At 50.8% G+C, this 21173-nt stretch carries 16 protein-coding genes, 1 tRNA gene and 1 riboswitch; of the genes, 6 read left to right on the top strand and 11 right to left on the bottom strand.

Annotation, left to right across the window (positions count from 1 at the left end; genetic code table 11):
- Positions 1-3: 3 nt before the first annotated feature.
- The 4 genes from menB to AC6R03_RS14175 are packed head-to-tail and all read right to left on the bottom strand — an operon-like array spanning position 4 to position 4806.
- A complete protein-coding gene (gene menB / locus AC6R03_RS14190; protein WP_334550914.1) occupies positions 4-870 on the bottom strand; it encodes a 1,4-dihydroxy-2-naphthoyl-CoA synthase in 867 nt (288 codons plus the stop codon).
- Between the two features lie 47 nt (positions 871-917).
- On the bottom strand, positions 918-1751 hold the full coding sequence (gene menH, locus AC6R03_RS14185; RefSeq protein ID WP_500631684.1) for a 2-succinyl-6-hydroxy-2,4-cyclohexadiene-1-carboxylate synthase: 834 nt from the start codon (positions 1749-1751) through the stop codon (positions 918-920).
- Positions 1741-3477: a 2-succinyl-5-enolpyruvyl-6-hydroxy-3-cyclohexene-1-carboxylic-acid synthase gene (gene menD, locus AC6R03_RS14180; RefSeq protein WP_500631685.1), complete on the bottom strand. Its 1737-nt coding sequence runs from the start codon at positions 3475-3477 to the stop codon at positions 1741-1743. Before menD ends, menH begins: the two co-directional genes overlap by 11 nt.
- Positions 3478-4806, bottom strand: coding sequence for an isochorismate synthase (locus tag AC6R03_RS14175; RefSeq protein ID WP_500631686.1), 1329 nt, complete (start codon positions 4804-4806; stop codon positions 3478-3480).
- A gap of 221 nt (positions 4807-5027) precedes the next feature.
- On the opposite strand from AC6R03_RS14175, the gene AC6R03_RS14170 reads away from it, so the two are divergent.
- From AC6R03_RS14170 to AC6R03_RS14155, 4 genes are all read left to right on the top strand, one after another.
- Positions 5028-6242 (top strand): pyridoxal phosphate-dependent aminotransferase, encoded by a 1215-nt coding sequence (locus tag AC6R03_RS14170; protein ID WP_500631687.1) that lies wholly within the window; start codon positions 5028-5030, stop codon positions 6240-6242.
- Positions 6243-6355: 113 nt separating this feature from the next.
- Positions 6356-6955, top strand: coding sequence for a 5'-deoxynucleotidase (gene yfbR, locus AC6R03_RS14165; RefSeq protein ID WP_334550923.1), 600 nt, complete (start codon positions 6356-6358; stop codon positions 6953-6955).
- Between the two features lie 59 nt (positions 6956-7014).
- Entirely contained in the window at positions 7015-9510 is a 2496-nt protein-coding gene (locus AC6R03_RS14160; protein WP_500631688.1) for a bifunctional diguanylate cyclase/phosphodiesterase, read from the top strand.
- Between the two features lie 51 nt (positions 9511-9561).
- Entirely contained in the window at positions 9562-10866 is a 1305-nt protein-coding gene (locus tag AC6R03_RS14155) for an anti-phage deoxyguanosine triphosphatase (protein ID WP_500631689.1), read from the top strand.
- A gap of 5 nt (positions 10867-10871) precedes the next feature.
- On the opposite strand, the gene AC6R03_RS14150 is transcribed toward AC6R03_RS14155, so the two are convergent.
- Positions 10872-11897 carry an adenosine deaminase gene (locus AC6R03_RS14150; protein WP_500631690.1) on the bottom strand — a complete coding sequence of 342 codons (1026 nt, stop codon included), beginning with the start codon at positions 11895-11897 and terminating at the stop codon, positions 10872-10874.
- A gap of 76 nt (positions 11898-11973) precedes the next feature.
- Positions 11974-12073, bottom strand: a riboswitch (purine riboswitch).
- Positions 12074-12150: 77 nt separating this feature from the next.
- Positions 12151-12771, bottom strand: coding sequence for a tRNA-uridine aminocarboxypropyltransferase (locus AC6R03_RS14145; RefSeq protein ID WP_500653669.1), 621 nt, complete (start codon positions 12769-12771; stop codon positions 12151-12153).
- 48 nt (positions 12772-12819) lie between these two features.
- Between AC6R03_RS14145 and rrtA the strand changes: the two genes are divergently transcribed.
- Positions 12820-13356, top strand: a complete 537-nt coding sequence (gene rrtA, locus AC6R03_RS14140; RefSeq protein ID WP_500653668.1) for a rhombosortase — start codon at positions 12820-12822, stop codon at positions 13354-13356.
- 183 nt (positions 13357-13539) lie between these two features.
- Complete coding sequence (locus tag AC6R03_RS14135; protein ID WP_500631945.1) at positions 13540-14952, top strand: DEAD/DEAH box helicase; 1413 nt, start codon at positions 13540-13542, stop codon at positions 14950-14952.
- Positions 14953-14991: 39 nt separating this feature from the next.
- Here AC6R03_RS14135 and AC6R03_RS14130 read toward each other — a convergent pair whose 3' ends face one another.
- The 5 genes from AC6R03_RS14130 to AC6R03_RS14110 all read right to left on the bottom strand — a co-directional run bounded on the left by AC6R03_RS14130 (position 14992) and on the right by AC6R03_RS14110 (position 21115).
- On the bottom strand, positions 14992-15714 hold the full coding sequence (locus AC6R03_RS14130; RefSeq protein ID WP_500631944.1) for a DUF429 domain-containing protein: 723 nt from the start codon (positions 15712-15714) through the stop codon (positions 14992-14994).
- Between the two features lie 5 nt (positions 15715-15719).
- Entirely contained in the window at positions 15720-17429 is a 1710-nt protein-coding gene (locus tag AC6R03_RS14125) for a class I SAM-dependent methyltransferase (protein WP_500631943.1), read from the bottom strand.
- 322 nt (positions 17430-17751) lie between these two features.
- Positions 17752-17839, bottom strand: a tRNA-Ser gene (locus AC6R03_RS14120).
- A gap of 145 nt (positions 17840-17984) precedes the next feature.
- Positions 17985-18434 (bottom strand): L-alanine exporter AlaE, encoded by a 450-nt coding sequence (locus AC6R03_RS14115; protein WP_487902653.1) that lies wholly within the window; start codon positions 18432-18434, stop codon positions 17985-17987.
- A 254-nt stretch (positions 18435-18688) separates the two neighbouring features.
- Complete coding sequence (locus AC6R03_RS14110; protein ID WP_500631942.1) at positions 18689-21115, bottom strand: hybrid sensor histidine kinase/response regulator; 2427 nt, start codon at positions 21113-21115, stop codon at positions 18689-18691.
- Positions 21116-21173 lie beyond the last annotated feature (58 nt).

Here is a 21173-nt window from a genome sequence, read left to right as displayed (position 1 = left end):
CCTTTACGGATTGCGTGGGAATTTATTGAAGTCAGGGCGACGCTTCTCATTGAAAGCGTTGCGACCCTCTTGGCCTTCTTCGGTCATGTAGAACATCATGGTTGCGTTGCCTGCCAACTCTTGAAGACCCGCCTGACCATCACAATCCGCATTTAACGCCGCTTTCAGACAGCGCAGCGCCATTGGGCTGTGTTGCAAGGTTTCACGACACCAGCGCACCGTCTCTTTTTCTAACTCTTCCAGAGGCACAACGGTATTCACCAGCCCCATGTCGAGCGCTTCTTGGGCGTCGTAAAAACGGCACAAGAACCAGATTTCACGCGCTTTCTTTTGCCCAACAATTCTAGCCATGTAAGAGGCGCCCCAACCGCCATCGAAAGAACCCACTTTAGGTCCTGTTTGACCAAATTGGGCGTTGTCTGCGGCAATCGTGAGGTCACACATCATGTGCAATACGTGGCCGCCGCCCACCGCCCAACCGGCCACCGAGGCGATCACAGGTTTTGGACAGGTGCGGATCTGGCGCTGAAAGTCCAACACGTTGAGATGGTGAGTGCCAGAATCATCTTGGTAGCCGCCGTAGTCGCCACGAATTTTTTGATCGCCGCCTGAACAGAACGCTTTTTCGCCTAGCCCAGTCAGAATGATCACCCCAACACTCTCATCGTAGCGCGCATCCGCGAGTGCATGGATCATCTCTTTGACCGTCAAAGGGCGAAACGCATTGCGCACCTGAGGTCGCGCGATGGTGATTTTAGCAATGCCATCGTCCGATTTGTGGTAGTGGATGTCTTCATATTCGGCGCTGCAATCACGCCAATGAACGGGAGCGTAGAGTTCTTCTTCTGAGATACCGACTGTTTTAGCCATGATGATTCCTGTTTTGTCTTGTAGCCCAACCGAGCGGGGCATAATGTCTAGGAGCGAGCGGCAAGCGCAATACACTGCGCGCGCACCTGCTCTGCAAAGCGTTGGGGCTGTTCAACATGAACATTGTGCCCCGCATTCTCAACGCAGCAGAGGTGGAGCCCGCTGCGCTGTGCAAGTTGTTTAAATTTCTCATCCTGCTCACCGCAGACATGGGTGATTGGCAGGGTGAGTTGGCGCAGTGCGTCTAAGCAGTCCGGCTGCTTCGCCAAAGACGTTGCTAATAGCATCTTGGCCACCGCGGGGCCTAGATTATCACTGCGCTTGGCGATAAGAGTTTGTCTTTGCGCATCCTTTAGTGAACTAAATACGCGCTGGCGATACCAATCGCTCAATACCTGCTCAATCGGCTCCTCGTTGAAGCGGCGGGCCCATTGCGCATCACTGCGCCATCGCTCGTGGCGCTGTGCTTCATCTTGCAAGCCAAAATTACCACCCTCTAGCAGTAGGGCTTGGATATTCAGCGGCGCAAAATCGCGCTTCACCGTGCCCATCATGGCAAGGCGAGCGCCAAGCGAGTAACCCACTACCACTATAGGTCGATCCAAAGAGATTTGCTCACTCTGCAATCTCGCCAACACGCTCTTGGTGATCTGTGCACAGCAAGTCGAAAATGACTCGGTGTGGATACCGACACTCTCACCGTGCCCCGGAAGATCGAGGCAAAGTCGATCAAACTCGCTCAGATAGCTGAGCGTCTCACGCCAATCGTCACTCGAACCAAGAAAGCCGTGAAGAAACACCAATAGCGGCGCGTCATCAGCTTGCTGAATACTGTCTTTTTTCTGAACATCATCGGCAGGGAAGAACTGACTAGAGAGCATAGATCTGACTGACACATTGACGAATATGACTCGACGCCTCACCCGCGGGCGTGAAAACTTCAAGAATGAGTGCGCCACTTCCCTGCTTGAGGTGCGTGGCTAAACAGTGCTGATAGTCCGCCAACGCCTTTGGCTGACGATACGCAAGGCCAAACTGAGCCGCAGCGTGTTCAAAATGAAAACCGTGCGGCATTTGATACAGAGCTTGCTTCTCCCTATCTGGGACCGGCAACAAATCAAAAATCGCGCCGCCATCGTTGTTGGTAATCACAATAACCACCGGCGTTGCCTCATGATGGAACAGGGCAAGTGAATTCAAGTCATAAAGTGCGGAAGTATCGCCAAGCAGCACGACCGTCGGCGTTTGACGCTCACGCACAATACCTGCCGCGGTGGAGATCAAGCCATCAATGCCCGATGCGCCGCGGTTACTCAACACCTCTCTCGGCGTCAACGCAGTAAACATATCCGCCAAGCGAACAATCAAACTGTTACCAATAAAGAGCGATGCCTCATCAGGCAACGATTCTAACGACATGGCCACGGACACTTCACTGAGCGCCCCATCCACATTGAACTGCTGCACTAGGCGACGTGTTTGCTCGCTCGCTCCTATTAAGCGCTCCGCCCATCCAGTTTGATGGCTTTCCGCTGCGGGCATCATCGCTTGAACATTCTCAATCCAACGGCCAATATCCATCTCGTGATGATGCTGTGGCAGATGGTTCGGGTTATCGCGCGCAGGGTGAGGCGATACATAGTGATACTCAGCACCCGAGCCGGTAACGCACTCGGCTATCCACTGCACCAAACGTTTAGAGACCAGACGCGAGCCAAACTGTAGGACGCACTCGCAAGATGCAAGCTGAGAGCGAAAACGCGAATTTTGCAGCCATAAATCGTAGTGTGCCCAAGGCGAACTGACGCCTGACTGCGGATCGCAAAACACCGGCCAACCTAATGTGTCGGCTAAGTGTTTGGCTTGTTTGGCTTCCTGTAATTCCACACTCCCCACCACCACCACGCCTTTCTTGCCCGCCAGATTAGGAACATGGCAAGGCTCATTGTGCTGAGCAGCACTTTTTTGCGAATAAGGTGTGGATGATAGCGTCCACTTAGCCAGTTCAGGGTATAAGGTATCGAGACTTTGCGCCAAGACTGGCTCATCCTCAGCGCTGAGATAGAGAGGCTCAGGAAACGGGCAGTTAATGTGCACCGCACCGCCCTCGCGCTGCTGGCTGGCCATCAGGTTATCAACCGATGTCAGCAGCCAAGGATACGCCTCTCGACCCGCAGGGATAGGCAGATTTAAGCTGTTAGTGACATGGGTTGAGAACAATCCTATTTGATTGATCGCTTGGTTCGCGCCGCAATCCACCAGCGACGGCGGGCGATCGGCACTGAGCACCACTAAAGGCTCGCCGGTTAACTTGGCCTCGGCAACCGCAGGCAAAAGATTGGCCACCGCCGTCCCAGAGGTGACGACAATAGCGACCGGTTGTTGACTGGCTTTGGCCAGCCCTAAAGCGAGAAAGCCTAAACCTCGCTCATCAAAATGGGTGTGCAGGGTAAAATGCGCATTGGCATGGGCTTCTAGGGTCAACGGCGTTGAACGCGAGCCAGGCGCGACACAGACGTGACGCACGCCAAATCGAGATAATTCTTCCAGTAAAAGACGCGACCAAAGACGATTTGTCACCGCTTGTGTATGGGTTTGTGGGGGCATTTACGAAGCCACTCCTAATGGTGAGCGTTGACAAAAAGGCGGTGATTGATGGCCAAACAGTGACAGTAGCGTCGACATTTTTTTGTCCAGCTCCTGCCACTCATGCTCAGCCACAGATCCGGGCACAATCCCTGCCCCGGCAAAGAGCTGCACTGTCTCCCCCAAGACCAAAGCGCTACGGATCGCCACGCAAAACTCGGCACGTTGATGGCTAATAAAGCCCATAGAACCTGCGTACCAACCGCGCGCAAACGGCTCGTGTTGGCGTATGAAATCGATCGACGCCTGACGCGGCAAACCGGCGACCGCCGCCGTTGGCTGCAAAGCGCCAAGCAACTGCACACCGTTAATACCAGAGTGTAGCGTGGCGTGAATGGTGCGCTTAAGGTGCTGCACTTTTCTAAGCCGAACCAAACGCGCCTCTTGCTCCACCTCAACATGGGAAGAAAACGGCGCAAGGCTTTGCACTATGTCATCCACCACGTACTGGTTTTCGTTGAGATTCTTGCTGTCATTAGCCAGCCAATTGGCGAGCGCCATATCTTGCGTCGCACTTTGCCCACGACCAATCGTGCCAGCTAAGGCTTCGGTGTGCAGCTCATTCTCTTGGCGGGCATAGAGCCGCTCTGGCGTTGACCCTACGAAGCTGTGTTTGCTGTCTAGCGCCAACATAAAATGGAAGCTATGGTGATTTTGCTCATGGCTGGATTTAAGCAGTTGCGCGGCGCTGATCGCGCGGTCGAGCGCCACATCGGTGCGCCTTGCGAGCACCACTTTTTTAAACTGATCGTTATCGATACCGTGCAACACTTTGTCGACCAAATCATGCCACTGAGGCTGCTCTGGGCTATGGGTCATGCTCTGCACGTTAGCACTTAAAGGCTTGAGCTTGGCCACCTCGCAACGCAATTTGGTTAGCGCCACCAAGGTGCGCGATTTATCTGGGTTAAGGTTGACCGCCAAAGACCATTGATCATCAAGACGAATCAACTCCACTTGAGGTAAAAAGAAAAACGACGGCATGCAACGGCGATTTTTTTCATCATCACCATCAAACGCTCTCCCTCCCCACACGCGCTGATCTGCCGATAAAATTGCGTAAGCGGGAGCCGGGTCAACGAAAGTATGCCACTGACCGAGCGCCACCACCTCTTCACGAGTATCGCGGGATTGCCAGTAAAATTTAGGGAAAAGTGGCTGAGCATCCAGCCAATCGATCATTGAACATTCTGGTTTGTCTTCAAGAGCTTGAACCAGACGGGCGGTGCCGTCTTCTGCTAGCTTGACGCGTTCTATCAGTTCAGTGACTGCTTGATGGAAATGGGACAAATCAGCCTCGTATGCAAAGAGATCATTATTCAATTTTATACCGCTACTCTATTTATTGACCCTACTCAAATCAAGGATGCAAGCAATGTTTTGCGAATTCCTGTGATAATACGCGTGCTACAAGCTCACTAAATAGCCGCAATCATTCAGATTTTTATTCTAAATAACGTTGAATTGAGTTACTTTAATAAAGAAATTCAATTATTTTTAGGTTGCTGCCAATGCAAAATATCGGGATGTCGTCAAAACTCGACAATGTCTGCTATGACATTAGGGGTCCTGTACTGAAACATGCTAAGCGCATGGAGGAAGAAGGACACAAAATACTAAAGCTCAATATCGGCAACCCCGCCCCATTTGGCTTCGACGCCCCTGACGAAATCTTGGTCGATGTGATTCGTAACCTCCCAACATCACAAGGTTATTGCGATTCCAAAGGCATTTACTCGGCGCGTAAAGCGGTCGTGCAACATTACCAACGTAAAGGTATTCGCTCGCTTGATGTGGAAGACGTCTACATCGGTAACGGCGTGTCGGAGTTGATCGTGATGGCGATGCAAGCGCTCCTCAACAACGGCGAAGAGATGCTAGTGCCAGCACCGGACTACCCACTATGGACAGCGTCAGTCGCACTGTCAGGTGGTAAAGCGGTGCACTATCTGTGTGATGAGCAAGCCGATTGGTACCCCGATCTGGATGACATCAAGAAGAAAATCACGCCCAAAACCCGCGGGATTGTTTTGATCAACCCAAACAACCCAACCGGTGCGGTCTACAGCCGTGATTTCCTATTAGAAGTGATTGAAATTGCGCGCCAACACAAGTTAATCATTTTCGCCGATGAGATTTACGACAAAGTGCTCTACGATGGCGCGACGCACACCTCAGTTGCGACCTTGACTGAAGATGTGCTGGTGATGACCTTCAATGGTCTCTCTAAAGCCTACCGTGTGTGTGGTTTCCGTGGCGGCTGGATGTTTATGACCGGGCCAAAACACCTGGCGCAGGGCTACATCAACGGCCTGGACATGCTGGCGTCGATGCGTTTGTGTGCCAACGTGCCTATGCAGCATGCAATTCAAACCGCGCTCGGTGGCTACCAAAGTATCAATGAGTTGATCTTACCCGGTGGTCGATTGCTGGAGCAGCGCGACCGCGCTTGGGAGCTGATCAACCAAATCCCTGGCGTCTCTTGCGTCAAACCCAAGGGGGCGATGTACCTGTTCCCTAAAATTGATACCAAGATGTACAAGATCAAAGATGACCAAAAAATGGTGTTGGATTTTCTGATCCAAGAGAAGGTGCTACTGGTACAAGGCACTGGCTTCAACTGGCCTAAACCGGATCACTTCCGCATCGTGACATTGCCCCATGTTGAAGACTTGGAACTGGCCATTGGCCGCTTTGAGAAATTCCTTTCCGGTTACAGCCAATAACGCGTCTCGGCGACATGGTGTAATCAGCGATTCGGCAATAGTAATCGCCGCCGAATTTTCTTATGCTAAGGACACGACCTCGTGTCCTTTTTTCATTTCTAGGAGGTAGAGAAATGTCATCCAATCAGCCCCAAGAAAGCCACTTTTTTGCCCATTTGGCCCGTATGAAACTCATTCAGCGCTGGCCCCTCATGCGCTCTGTGTCGACTGAAAACATCTCCGAGCACAGTTTGCAAGTCGCCTTTGTCGCCCACGCGCTGGCGCTTATCAAAAACAAGAAGTTTGGCGGCCAAGTCAACGCAGAACGTGTCGCGCTGCTCGGCATGTATCACGACACCAGTGAAGTACTGACGGGCGATTTACCGACTCCAGTGAAATACTACAATCCTGAGATCGCCAAAGAGTACAAAAAAATCGAAGCAGCGGCCGAGAAGAAGTTGCTCTCCATGCTGCCGGAAGAGTTCCAAGAAGACTTTGCGCCTTACTTAGTTTCTCATCAAGCGCACAGTGACGATGCTGCCATCGTTAAGCAAGCCGACACCATCTGTGCCTATCTCAAATGTTTGGAAGAACTCAGTGCGGGCAACCATGAATACGCCTTGGCCAAAAAGCGCCTTGATGTGACGCTAAAAGAGCGCCATACCCCCGAAATGGAGTACTTCCTCAACACCTTCGCGCCGAGTTTTGAGCTCTCTCTCGATGAGATAAGCTAACTGGCAAGCTAGTACTTTCTGTCTACACTTAATCAAAAAGCCCTAAGACGAGGTGTGTAGTGCAGGACGGTATCTCTAATGATAAAAAACTGCTGATGTTCATTCAGTATGTGCCGCTTACCTTAATGGTCACATTTGCGATTGTCATTGTGGCCTTAATCGTCAACGAAAATCGCTTTGCGCTCGAAAAAGACGTCAACTCCCTGCGCGACAACTTCTACACCACACAGCGCAAAAGCATCCAAAATCGCGTGACCAATATTGTCGATCAGATTGAGTTTGAGAAAAAACGCACCGAAGATCTGCTTCGCCGAGACATTAAACAGCGCGTTGAAGAAGCCCTCGCCATTGCACAAAACTTATATCGCCAGTATGAAGGCCAACCCGAAGAGACCATCAAAAAGGCGATCATCGAAGCGCTCAGACCCATTCGATTCAATCAAGGGCGCGGGTATTTCTTTGTCTATCAGCTCGATGGTACCAATGTCATGCATCCGATTCTTCCCCAGTTAGAAGGAACGGACATGTGGGATCTTCAAGATGTCAATGGTTCGTACCTCACTCGAGACCTCTCCCGAATGGTCAGCAATCAACAGAGTGTCTACCACCGCTGGCACTGGAACAAGCCCAACGCTTTGGATCAAAAGTTCGACAAAATTGGCTATGTGGCGCTGTTTGAGCCCTACGATTGGTTTATTGGTACCGGTGAGTACGTGGTGGATGTCGAGCAAGATATCAAACAACGTTTGATTGAACGCATCTCAGATTATCGCTACGGCAACAACGACTACATTTTCATCATGGACAGCAAAGGGGCGATGCTCTCTCACCCCAACAAAGCGCTGCTCGGTGTTGAACGCTTAGACGCTACCGATAAAACCGGCTTTCAGTACATTCAAGCCATTGTCGATACCGCCCACCAAGGCAGTGGCTTTGTCCGTTACCACTCAAGCCAAACGCCGCTCGGTAGCGAAGATTCCTACAAGCTCAGCTATGTCACCTACTTGCCCGACTGGGATTGGATCGTCGGGACAGGCGTTTACCTCAAGCCCGTCGAAGATTTTCTCATGGATCGCGAGCAACAGATCACACAGAGCAATCAGCGAGAGCTCAATCAGGTCTTGCTGGCGAGCATTCTGGTCTGTGGCATTTTAGGTTTGCTCTCTTGGGTGGTCGGTAAACGTGTTGGGCTACGTTATCGCATCATGCAAAAGCAGATTTCGCGTGACTTTACCCAGTTGCAAGAGGCCAAAAGTGAGCTGCAACATCAAGCCCTGCACGACAGTTTAACCGAGTTGCCCAACCGCACCTTCTTGATTGAGTTTATTCAAGAGGCGATTCGCAATGCCAATCAAGAAACACCGCTCACGGCGATCATGTTTGTCGACATTGATGACTTTAAAAAGGTCAACGACGCCTTTGGTCATTCTGTGGGCGACAAGCTGCTGACCTATGTCGGCCATCAGTTTACCGAGATGCTCAATGATCACTCACTGGTAGCGCGCTTTGGCGGCGATGAATTTGTGTTCTGCTTCCCACAACTGGGCTCAGTGCTCGATGCCGAAGAGATCGCCCATCAAATCCGCGATATTTTTAAACAAGAAATGGTGGTGGATGGCAAAGTGATCTCCACCAGTTGTAGTATCGGTGTCGCTATCTATCCGCAAGATGGCTTAAATCCGGAAGAGCTTATCACTCGCGCCGACACAGCGCTCTATACCTCAAAAGCCCGCCGCAAAGGGCGCGTATTGTTCTTTGATGAGTCAATTAACAAGCGTGTCCAGTACGAGCTGACTCTAGAAAAAGAGCTGAGAAATGCCATCAGGAATAATGAGCTCTATATGGTGTTCCAACCACAGATCAACCTGCAATCTGGCCAGTTTGAATCGGTAGAGGCGCTTCTGCGTTGGCATAACCCTGAGCTTGGGCATGTGTCACCGATTGAGCTGATACGTAAAGCAGAAGAGATCGGTCTTATCCATCAAATTGGCGAGTTTGTCATTCGCCATGCGTGTCAGCACATCATTGCGCACTTCCCCAATGGGCAGGACACGCTGGGTCTTTCCATTAACATTTCGCCGAGCCAATTGATGGCGAAAAACTTCCTCGAACAGCTCACTCGTATTATTGATGAACAGCAGATCGACCGCAGCCGCATCACGGTTGAAATTACCGAGAACGTCCTGATTGATGACTTAGAAATGGTTACCCCAATCCTTAATCAAGTCAGAGAGAGCGGTTTTGCAGTCTCGTTGGATGACTTTGGTACTGGGTTCTCGTCTCTGAGCTACCTCTGCAATCTACCGATTAACGAGATCAAGATTGACCGCAGCTTCGTCGATAAAATGCTGGTCAACAAACAGAGTGATGCGCTGGTCAAAGCGATCATCGCCATCGGCAAAGCGCATAAGATGAAAGTGGTCGCCGAAGGGATAGAAACGCAAGAGCAAAGCCAGCAGTTGATCGAGTACGACTGTAATTTGGGTCAGGGGTATTTCTATGCTAAACCTCTGTCTATTGAGGATTTGATAAAGCAGATTGGCAATCCATCGTAAGCTAGGCATACTCGAGGTTTAAACACGTAACGTTCGAAAGGTGATGTGCTGATGGATTTCAACTTGGACCCGGCGTGGCTGATGCGCCACGACGATGAACATAAAATTCGCCGTGACGATCATCGCAGCCCATACCAGCGCGATCGAGCAAGAATCCTCCACTCTGCGGCATTTCGTCGTTTGCAGGCCAAAACCCAAGTGCATGGCACCAGCTTTGATGATTTCCACCGCACCCGTCTCACCCATTCGCTTGAAGCCGCTCAGCTCGGTACAGGTATTGTCGCGCAAATCAAAAAGAAGCAGCCTGAGTTTCGTGACCTACTGCCTAGCGATAGCTTAATTGATTCGTTATGTTTGGCGCACGATATTGGCCACCCGCCTTATGGGCACGGCGGCGAGGTTGCCCTGAACTACATGATGCGCGACCACGGCGGCTTTGAAGGCAACGCGCAAACTTTTCGTATTGTTACCCAGCTTGAACCCTACACCGAACATTTTGGTATGAACCTCGCGCGGCGCACTCTGCTTGGGTTGATGAAATACCCAGCGCCGCTTAGCCAAACTTGCTCCGCCGACAAGCCACCGCCAGTCTCTCATCAACGGCGATTAAAAGCCAAAGAGTGGTCGCCTGCGAAAGGGTATTATGATTGTGACCAAGTCACCTTTGATTGGATGCTGCAACCGCTCTCTCAAGCGGACAAAACGCGCTTTAGCGAGCTGCGTGAAGCGCCAAGCGGCCAAGGGCACCACAAAACGCGATTTAAGTCGCTCGATTGCTCCATTATGGAACTGGCCGATGATATTGCCTACGGCGTACACGATCTGGAAGATGCCATAGTGCTTGGTCTGGTCACCCGTCATCAATGGATAGAGGGCGCGGCGAGCCAGTTGTCGGAGTGCGGTGAGAGCTGGTTTGAGCAGCACATCGACTCCATCACTGAAATGCTGTTTGCCGGCACGCACTTTCAGCGCAAAGATGCCATTGGCGGTATGGTCAACGCCCTGCTGACCAGCGTCTCTATCAAGCCGGTGGATGCGCCATTCGATTGTGACTTGCTGGCTTTCAATGCCTTTTTGGAGCCACAAATGGCGCTAGCACTGGATATTCTCAAGCGCTTTGTCAGCGACTATGTGATTCAAGTGCCCCACGTTCAGGTGGTCGAATATAAAGGCCAGCAGATCATTATGGACATCTTTGAAGCGCTGAGCGCCGATCCAGAGCGATTGCTGCCGATCGAAGTGCGCCAACAGTGGACACAGAGCAAAGACGGCTATCGCGTGATAGCCGACTACATCTCCTCAATGACCGATGGCCACGCTCAGCGCCTGCACCAACAGCTGTTTTCGTCTCATTAACGCGATTAGCTACGCTCTGGCTGCCCAGCTTCCATATAGTCACTAAGCTGGCTATTCAGGCGCGCTTTTTCTTGCTGTGAAATGAAACTGGCTTCAATCGCATTGCGAGTAAACATGGCCAGTTCATCGCGGCTTAGTGCGTGGCTGCCGGCAACCGCAAGAAAGTTATCGCTCATGTAACCGCCAAAGTAACTGGGATCGTCAGAGTTTATCGTCACGCAAAGCCCTTGGCGCAATAGGTCCACAATGTTGTGCTGCGCCATCTCATCAAAGACCTTTAACTTGATATTTGATAGTGGGCAGACCGTCAACGGCACGCGCGATTGTGCAAGCGAGGCGACTAAGCTTGGATCGTCGCTGCAACGCACTCCATGATCGATTCGCGCCACATGCAGCTTATCTAAACTGTTGGCGATGTTAGCGACTGGCCCCTCTTCGCCCGCGTGTGCCACGGTCAAAAAGCCCGCCTCACGAGCCTTGGCAAACACGCGTTCAAACTTTTCTGGCGGATGGCCTAGTTCAGAGGAATCGAGTCCTACGCCAACGATCTTCTCTTTAAACGGCATCGCCTCTTCAAGCGTATCCATCGCGCTCTCTTCATCTAAATGACGAAGAAAGCACATGATCACTTGGCTAGTAATACCGAGCTTTTGCTGGCCATCATCCAAAGCGCGCGTGATGCCGTTGATCACGGTAGAGAAGGCAATACCCCTCGCGGTGTGCGTTTGCGGGTCAAAAAAGATCTCAGTGTGCAGCACATTATCTTGCTCACAGCGCAGCAAGTAAGCCCACGTCAAATCGTAGAAATCTTGCTCTTCAATCAGCACATTGGCGCCTTGGTAGTAGATGTCTAAAAACGATTGAAGATTGGTAAACTGGTACGCTTGCTTGACCGCCTCAGGCGTCGCAAAGGGCAGGTCTATTTGGTTGCGCTTGGCCAGCTCAAACATCATCTCGGGCTCTAAGGTGCCTTCAATGTGTAGGTGGAGTTCAACTTTGGGTAGGTTTTGAATAAAAGCAGTATGATTCACGTTTGTCGCCTCTTAATGACACTTTCACAACAAACGCTTTTCCCTTGACGAATTTCAGACATACAAAGAGAAAAGCGACTTGCACTTATCTCTTCGTAATCTGGAATTTACGGCTCCAGGTAGAGACTCCCACACCATATCAGTGGGATTATACGAAGCACCGCAGCGCCAATGATGGCCTTACGGTGAAAACGATTGCGTTAAGCATATACCTAGACAGAAGACTTTGCCAACCTTTGCTGCGTGGCAACACCTAGCCTTGGTAATTTTTCTCAAACACACCTGGCGGCATTTGCGCAATCTGAAAATCGATCATCTTCTCAAACGCATTAATAAGTGGGGTGAAATCCTGCTGAGGCTCAAGTAGACGCAAGATGTGATAGCCTGCCTCCACCGTCGATAAACTGTTGGCGCTGGGCGATTTACGAATGCGGTAGTTGCCCACCAGATCTGTGGGGAGCGCGACTTTAGGCAAAGCGTGTAAATTGGTCGAGAGTTGCCACATTTTATAGGCTTTCTTCCATGTGCCATCCAATAGGATCACGCGCAGACGTACCTTGGGCTCAGCTTGCTGGAGGCGCGTTCTCACTTGCTCATAGCTCTGCGCACCTTCACCGGGAAACAGTACCCAATGCTCGACGTTGGATTCACTAAGCAGGGTGTTGAGCGCCTCATGCTCACTGAAATCTTCCCCGACGTAACAGCGACTATTGGAGAGCGAGAGCGTCAAGATGCGCGCGGTGCCCATTGGTCGGTGGGTTTCCGCTTTATGTTGGAGTATGATGAGTTCCACATGAGAGGATAGCGGCACTATCCATTGGCATAGACACGCTTTGAGTGATTTCCCACATTGAGTACAGTACCGAAACGTCATTTCCGCTTAATTATCCTATTGGGGCTCATTAGCCTTGTGTGTGCCGTGATGCAAACTGAACCCGCCGCGACTTGGAGCGCTTGGCACCAGGTCGATATCCTACAAGGTCAGTGGTGGCGGATCGTAACAGGAAACTTTACCCATACCAACCTTGCCCACCTTGTGATGAACCTCGCAGGTCTGTGGGTGATTTGCTATCTATTCCGCCCTCGCCCCTTTAACCTTATTTTAGCCCTTTTTCTCTGTAGCCTTGGCGTCGGTTTACTTAACTTAACGACGACGATGCAAGGCTATGTTGGCCTCTCTGGCGTTTTACATGGACTGTTTGGCTACTTCGCCTTACGTGAATACTTGCCAAGCAAGAGCCATTTACCAAGGCGAAAAAGTAGCGGGCTGCTTGTGCTTGGCTTGCTGGCAAAAATTGCTTGGGAGCAAAGCATGGGCGCGCCAGAATCCACCAGCGCTCTGATTGAAGCTCCTGTCGCCATTGATGCGCATCTCTTTGGCGCGGGTACCGGCTTGCTCTTCGCGCTTGTCATGCACTTGCTCACGCAACAAAACAAAGACGCGATCACGCTAAAATAAGTCACGCTCAAATCAGCCACGGCCGCATCCGCCGTCTTGCACTGCCCTCCTTGACGCCCGGTCTTTGTGCCCTTTGTCTCAATAATTTTATTGATGTTCAGAGACAAAGGGCGCAGAATGGCCCACTTTTTCGCCCCCCGCATACACGCTGGGGCGTGGTTACATCACAACAGAGAACAACGTATGGGTTTTACCGATTTAGGTCTTTCTGCTCCGCTGCTTAAAGCCATTGATGAACAAGGCTACCGTGAGCCATCACCAATCCAGCAACAAGCCATTCCAGCGGTGCTTGCTGGTCAAGATGTCATGGCCGCAGCGCAGACAGGCACAGGTAAAACCGCAGGCTTTACACTGCCAATTCTAGAGCGCCTCGATAACGGCACGCGCGTCAAAGGCAATCACATTCGTGCGCTCGTCCTTACACCGACTCGTGAGTTGGCGGCGCAAGTGCAAGAAAACGTCTTCAAGTACAGCCGTTACCAACGCCTAACCTCGGGTGTGGTATTTGGCGGCGTCAAAATCAACCCGCAGATGATGAAGCTGCGCAAAGGGTTGGACGTATTGGTCGCCACGCCGGGTCGCTTGCTCGATCTTTACCAACAGAACGCGGTGAAATTTGATCAACTGGAAGTGCTGGTTCTTGATGAAGCAGACCGCATGCTGGATATGGGCTTTATTCGCGATATCCGCAAGATTTTGGCTCTGCTACCTGAAAAACGCCAGAACCTGCTCTTCTCAGCGACGTTCTCAGCGGAGATTCGTGACTTAGCAAAAGGCTTGGTGAACAACCCTGTTGAAGTGTCTGTCGCGCCTGCTAACTCAACCGCAACCACCATCGAGCAGTGCATCTACCCGGCCGACAAGCGCAAGAAAGCGCCGATGTTGGTTAAACTGATTCAAGATGGCGACTGGAAGCAAGTTCTGGTGTTCTGCCGCACCAAACACGGTGCTAACCGCTTAGCGTATTACCTCAATGATCAAGGGATCACCGCAGCGCCGATTCACGGCAATAAAAGTCAAAGTGCGCGCACCAAAGCACTAGCGGATTTTAAATCTGGCGACGTTCGCGTCCTAGTGGCCACCGACATTGCGGCGCGCGGCATCGACATCCCACAGCTGCCTCAAGTGGTGAACTTTGAACTGCCGAATGTGGCCGAAGATTATGTTCACCGTATTGGCCGTACAGGTCGAGCTGGCGAAGTGGGCCGTGCCATCTCTTTGGTGGAAGCGGCAGAAGCGAGCGAGCTATTTGCCATCGAGCGATTAATTCAACAGCTGTTGCCACGCCTTGCCTTAGAAGGCTATGCGCCAGTGAACGTGCTGCCAGAATCCAAACTCGACACACGCCCGATTAAGCCAAAGAAACCGAAAAAGCCGAAGAAACCGAAAACGGAACACACCGACGGACAACGCTCAGCAGACAACGCACGTGGCCACAAACCGGCCAGCAAAAACAAGCGTCACTTCGGCCCAAAATCGGCGAACGGTGAAAACCGTGGTGGTAAACCTGCGGGAAAAAGCGGCAACGGTGCAAGAAAGCCAAACCGTTCAGGTAACCGTCCAAACAAGCCATCCAACACACAAAAAGCGCAATAAACCGGCGTGAAACAGATGACGCCGATGTGAAACGGGTACTCAGCTCACATCGGCGCTCGGTAGATAGACAATCTCACGCGGTAAGCCAGATTCTAAATCGCTGGCAGGGTTTGGTACGCTCACCCACTCTTCTGGTCGCATCGCAATACACATCAGAACAAACGCATCGAGAATGTCATCTTTCTCCGCCACTTTACGCGGCACGCTCGCCAGCGCTGAGTTGAGCACCGCTATCCAATCAGGGGCAATGTGATTTAGCAGCGCTAACCGCTCTTGATGCCCCTCAACACACTTTTTATTCCACGCCATCGGTTGACCAGATAGCCCCGCAAAGGCCAGCTCGGGATGCGCTTCACGTACAGACAGTGACGCACTGCGCCGAGATCGGACAAAGGCATCCAATTCACGCATTTTAGGGACAATACCCCAGGTTTGTTTCGAGAACTTTTTGCCCAACCGCGCCACATTTTGCTCGCAGGCGCGCTCGTAACTCTCACTATAGACCGCCTCACGACAAGGTACGGAAAACACCGACGCACGGCGCCCTTTGAGCAACGCCCTCGCCGCCTTATCACATAACCTATCTGGCTGATCTGGGGTGCTAAAGCCGATTGGCATATCCACCAGCCACACTCCAGTTTCCCCAATCTGCGCCGCCAGCGCGTCCAAACTCTCTCCAATCACGACTTTAGGCAGTGCACTTTCTGTCACTACCCAAGCCAACCAGCCTGCTTTGCAGCCATCAATTCCGGTGTAGGTCATGGTGGTTACCACTCAGAGACAAGTAAGCGGCTTTTTACCCCTCGCACTTGAAGCCCCATCGCTTCAAATACCGCCTCAAAGTCGGTACACGCGGCGGGTAAATTGGGCAGCGATAATGCGGCTTCAGTGAAAAAGCGGCGCTGGCGATGTGCATCATTTCCCCACGCAACATTCCACCAATCTAGGATTCGCACTCTCGAGTCATACAGGCGTTTAACTGTTGGCAGTCGGTCACTCTTTTTCAGGTTTTCCGCTGATGTCGTCGGAAATAAGTTCCACTTATCGTTGTTTGGCCAGTACACAAAAGGCAAGCAATGATCAACGTGATACGCATCTGCGAGCGGCTTACCGCTCCACACACTGACAATCTCCGTCCCTTGACCTTTGAGCTCCTCAACTCTTTGCCGTACATCACGCGTATCATGCGCAGCATCAATCCAGACCAAACAATTATGGTAGGTATGTAGCGCTATATCACGCTGGCGATTTAACTCGAATCGCTGCATCTCTTTAACCCATTGGTTGACGACTAAAGGCTCAATCCATGAGTGATACAAGCGAAAGCACTCCCACAAACTCTCATCGAGTACAAACTCACCGTAGCTTGCGAAAAACGCGCCATCCAATACCACTGAGTCTTGACGCTTGCGACGAGAGGAAGGTGAACATAACTCAAACAAGCGATTGTCTTTACTGCCTTGATAAATAAAGGTTACGGGACCTGATTTGATGGTCACCAGTGTGTGAGAGAAGAGCTTTTGGATGGCTTTGGCGTCATCCCCCATAAAGAGCGCACCAATGGCAAAATCATCCGCCGCTAGATGGTTGAGTTGGTGCCACCCATCTTCTTTTACAAAACCCAGACCTTTACTACTATTGGAGTTTTGTTGAATCCCCATGCCTTGGATATCGACATCAATGAGTCGCTTAAACTGCCTGACCCAGTAGAGCGCGACTAAGCCGGCTGGTAGCGTTATCTTGCCATCGGCTCTCTCCATCACTGCGCCGGGATGAGCATCAGCAATGCGTAAAAGTGTGCGCAATAAAGCCAATTTGTAGGTGGCCGACTTACTGTCATTGATCACAATACGGCGAACGGTGTTGAGACTTCCAGAACGATCATCAGGTAGGGACAGCACAACGGTTTGCCAATGCACACCGCTGCGTTGAAGAGAATCATCGCTATCAGTGACCAACTCCATTTGTAGCGCACGTTCGCTTGCGTAGCGCTTAATTTCGTCCACCGAAACGGGAAAGCTGTGGCGCCCATCATCGAACTCACCATGACGTAAACTGATCACAAGCTTGCCATTGGGAGCAAGAAGATATGAGAGTTTCCTAAACGCGCGCTCCCGTTTGCTACTCGGTATATGCATCCATACTGCGCTGACTAAGATCAGGTCAAAGCGCATGCCTAGGGTGAGCGTGTTCTCTAGCCTAGGGAGTGAATCCTTCAGCCAAGTGACATTCGGGCCCGTGCTGTGTTTGCCAATATCTCGCAGCAAATCACTCGGCTCGATAGCAATGACCTCACACCCTTGTGCACTACACCACTTTGCATCTCGCCCAGAACCGGCCCCCACATCAAGCACAGACGCGCCCGCACTCGGCCAATAGGCCCGCCAAGACTGGTGAACAGACTCAAACGACACTGAGTTGTATTGCTTCGCTAGCACATCTGCGTGCGCATCATAAAAAGAGGTAGTCTGGAACATAATAGGCGCCGATCATCATTCTGAAATCATGATATACAGCTCAATTGCATATGGCGATAAAGTCTTAGAAATGGGTTAGGTTTGGTGACTTGCGTCACGTTTGGCATGATGTTTAATTTGAAATTTTCGGACTACCGCCGCTGGATTGCGCGCTTTTTTGTAGTGAATGTGACTGGACTCAAGCCTGATTTGTAATGGTTCGACCTTTACGAGAAGTTAGACTTGGGCTGAATGATATGTGTTGGTTCTAGAGTAGCTATCTAAAATATTCTTCAATCTTCAGATATGAAAAAAGGCCTGATAAATCAGACCTCTTAGAATGTGGCGGTGAGTGAGAGATTCGAACTCTCGATACGTTGCCGTATACACACTTTCCAGGCGTGCTCCTTCAGCCACTCGGACAACTCACCGAATCAAATTGTGGTTGGTGTTGCTCACCAACGAGGCGCTAATTTAATGATTCTATTACCTTAGGTCAAGACCCATTCCCAAAAAAAGCCAAGTCATTGGGTTTGTTTGGCTACTTATTGGGTTAAGTGGTTAAGGTTCATGCAATTACGCGCGTTGGTAGTAACCCGGAACGCGGAACCACTTGCGGCATAGGTCGAGAAAATAGCCATACAACACACCCATACCACATGAGATGACAGCGTTCGAAGCAACGGCCGTCATGATCTGATCGGTGGATGCCCCCACGGCCAGAAGAATGCCGGCATAGACCGGGGATTGAAACAGCACGTAAGCCAGCAAGTCTGAGACGCTTTTCATTGCACCTGATGGCGAAAGTCGTCGCCCTTGGCGCAATACAAAGTCACGAAACACACCATAAGGCCATGCGATGGCGATATTGACGGGAATAGACAGCGTTCTTGATGCAAGAGACTGCTCGAATGTCATACCAGAGATAAAGATCTCAATGATCATTCCGGAAATAAAGCAAAACACGACCATTGCAAAGGTATCTGCAGCGGCATGACGAATACAAAACGGCGCTCTAGGCCTCATTTTACTCACCAAACAATAAACTAAAACAACACACAAACAGCAACACATACAACTAAGATAAAAACACCACCCAGTTGATGGCGCTATTAGAACAGTAAATTTGCAGTTTTTGATCTCGAATTTAAGTAAGCTTGGTCAATAACCCACCAAATAGTGTGAGCAAGGTAGCATTTTTCACTGCCTTTTTGACCTTTGTGTATTTTCTGAGCAAAACGAGCATTCAGGTAGTATTGAGGTGAATGTGGCAGCCAATTCTAGAGGTTCCGACTCGCTTCAACGGCGAGAGTATCCAAATCGATTTGGCTCGGCGTACGCTTGGCTTCTATGTCACCGTGAAGGTTGTCGATGGCTTGACGTAAGTTGGCACTTTTCGACGAGTCGACACTTGCTTGAATCGTTTTAACGTAGGTCAGTGCTTCTTCAAACTGTTGATTTTCAATCGCTACGAACAGACTCACTAGTGCTTTCTCTAACTCTTCTTCGTTTGAAATGACTGCGCTCATTGAACCGTACAGACGATGAGTAAACTGGAACAGTGTGTCGTCAAGCTCGGTTTCATCGATGGGTTTGGAGATAATGGCGTCCACACCTGCGGCGTACATTTTGTCTTGTGTCTCTTTGAACAGGTCGGCCGTACAGCCAAAAATCAAGGTGCTGGCATGGCCATCGGGGAGCGCTCGAATCGCTGTGGTGGACTCGATCCCATCCATTACGGGCATGTGGTTGTCCATTAACACTAGGTCATAGTGCGTTGAGCCAATCGCATCAATGGCTTTTTGACCATTATCGACACAATCACACGTAAAGCCTTTATTGGCCAAAAACGTGCTCATGATCACGGAGTTGGTGCGGTTATCTTCCACAATCAGCGCTTTGAGCCCTTTGTAGTCCACTTTGCACCGCTGAGCCATTTCGACAGGTTGAATGTCACTGATGGCCATTTCGATGCTGATGTGAAAGCTCGAGCCGATCCCTACCTCACTGGTTACGCTTACTTCGCCGTTCATCAGTTCACAAATCTGTTTAACAATAGAGAGGCCAAGCCCTGTTCCACCGTAACGTCGTGTCGTTGAAGACTCTGCTTGCTCAAAAGGATTAAAGATCTTCCCTTGCGCTTCTTTGGCGATGCCGATTCCCGAGTCTCTGACCTCGACGTTGAGGTAGTTCTTCCCATCACGCTTTTGTTCACTCAAATGCACTTCCACGTAGCCGCGAGATGTAAACTTCACCGCGTTATTGAGCAAGTTAAATAGGATCTGCCTTAGACGCGCTTTGTCGGCGCAGTACCAACGCCCATCCGGTACGTCACTGTGCACGGTTAGCTTGAGTCCTTTTTCATTACACAGGGTGTAATAGACGCTGTTTACGCTGCCGATGATCGATTCAAGCGGGAAAGGATGATTTGAGAGCTCTAGCCGACCTTGCTCAATTTTGGAGAAATCGAGGATTTCATTGAGCAGCGTCATCATGTGATCCCCAGAGTCATAGAGGGTTTTCATGTGTTTGCGCTGCTCATCATCTAAATCGGTTTTGAGTAGAATCTGCGCCGTACCTAAGACGCCATTCATCGGTGTGCGTATTTCGTGAGACAGCGAGGCTAAAAACGCGCTTTTCGCTTCGGTCGAGGCCTGCGCCTTGCGTTTTTCCGCATCAAGATACACGGTCTTTTGGTTAAACGTGTCGATAAGGTGGCGAATTTCATCTTGGCTGTTGTAGGTAATGTCTATCACGCCACCTTCGCGGGAATCGTCCACTTTTTTGGCGATATAGACGATGGGAGAAATGAGGTAGCGGTTAATCAAAAAGTACCCAATCAGTACGCAGATCAGCATGATGGGGACAATCCCCGCCTCCACTTTGTAGACGACTTCATAGACTTGTTCGGTCACGAGGCGCTTGGCGTTGATGACATCCACGCTCCAATTAAACTCACCAAATTGGAAGCGACTGATGTACATCCCTCTCACGACTTGAAAATTGTGCTCAGTCACCAAGTCTCCGTAGGCATCGCGCAAGATGACGCCGAGATCGTACTGCTCGGCATGTTGGCGAACAAATCTCACCAAGCTGGATAATGAAATATCGACGGTCGCAACACCGGCAAATCGCCCGTCCACATAGTATGGCGAGGAAGCGGTGATCATCTGAATGTGGTTGAACGGGTCAATATAGACTTCAGACCATGCGACATAACCGGCGGGCTTTTCCACCGCCGCTGTAAACCATGGTTCTTGCTGATAACCCCCTAAAGCAGGGTTATCCCATGAGCGTATTCTATCTATCAGGCCATCACTGGCTCGGGTAAAAAACAGGCTTTGGAGCTGTGTCTCACGCGTGTCTTGAGCGCCCTCTTGGTTCGAGGCCGGCCACAGTCCACCACTGACAGTGATGCCCTGTAGCGTTTCAAACAGTTTGTACAAAATCCGTTCTTGGTGATCTTGCGGCTCGTTGTTGCTGCCGATGGCGACAATGCTTTGCAAAATGCCCAGCGAGCTATTGATCGGTTCTTCAATTTGCGCCGACAGGAGCTCAGTACGCAGATCCAAATTCGCTTCCAACTGATCGCGAATCGGTGGCTCAACCACCAAGTAGCTCACGGTACCAATGAGCGTCACCGCCAGCGCCAAATAGAGCGCCAGCGCATAACTACTTTTGCGCTTGAGGGAAGAACGAATTTTCATAAACGTCTGAATTTTTACTGTTTCTAAAAAATTATAGCGGATATCACTAGGGTTCAAC

This window comes from Vibrio sp. R10-SG-ISO4 (genome assembly GCF_059834135.1).
Note: the sequence above shows the minus strand (reverse complement) of the source record. Positions and strands in the feature narration are given on the sequence as shown.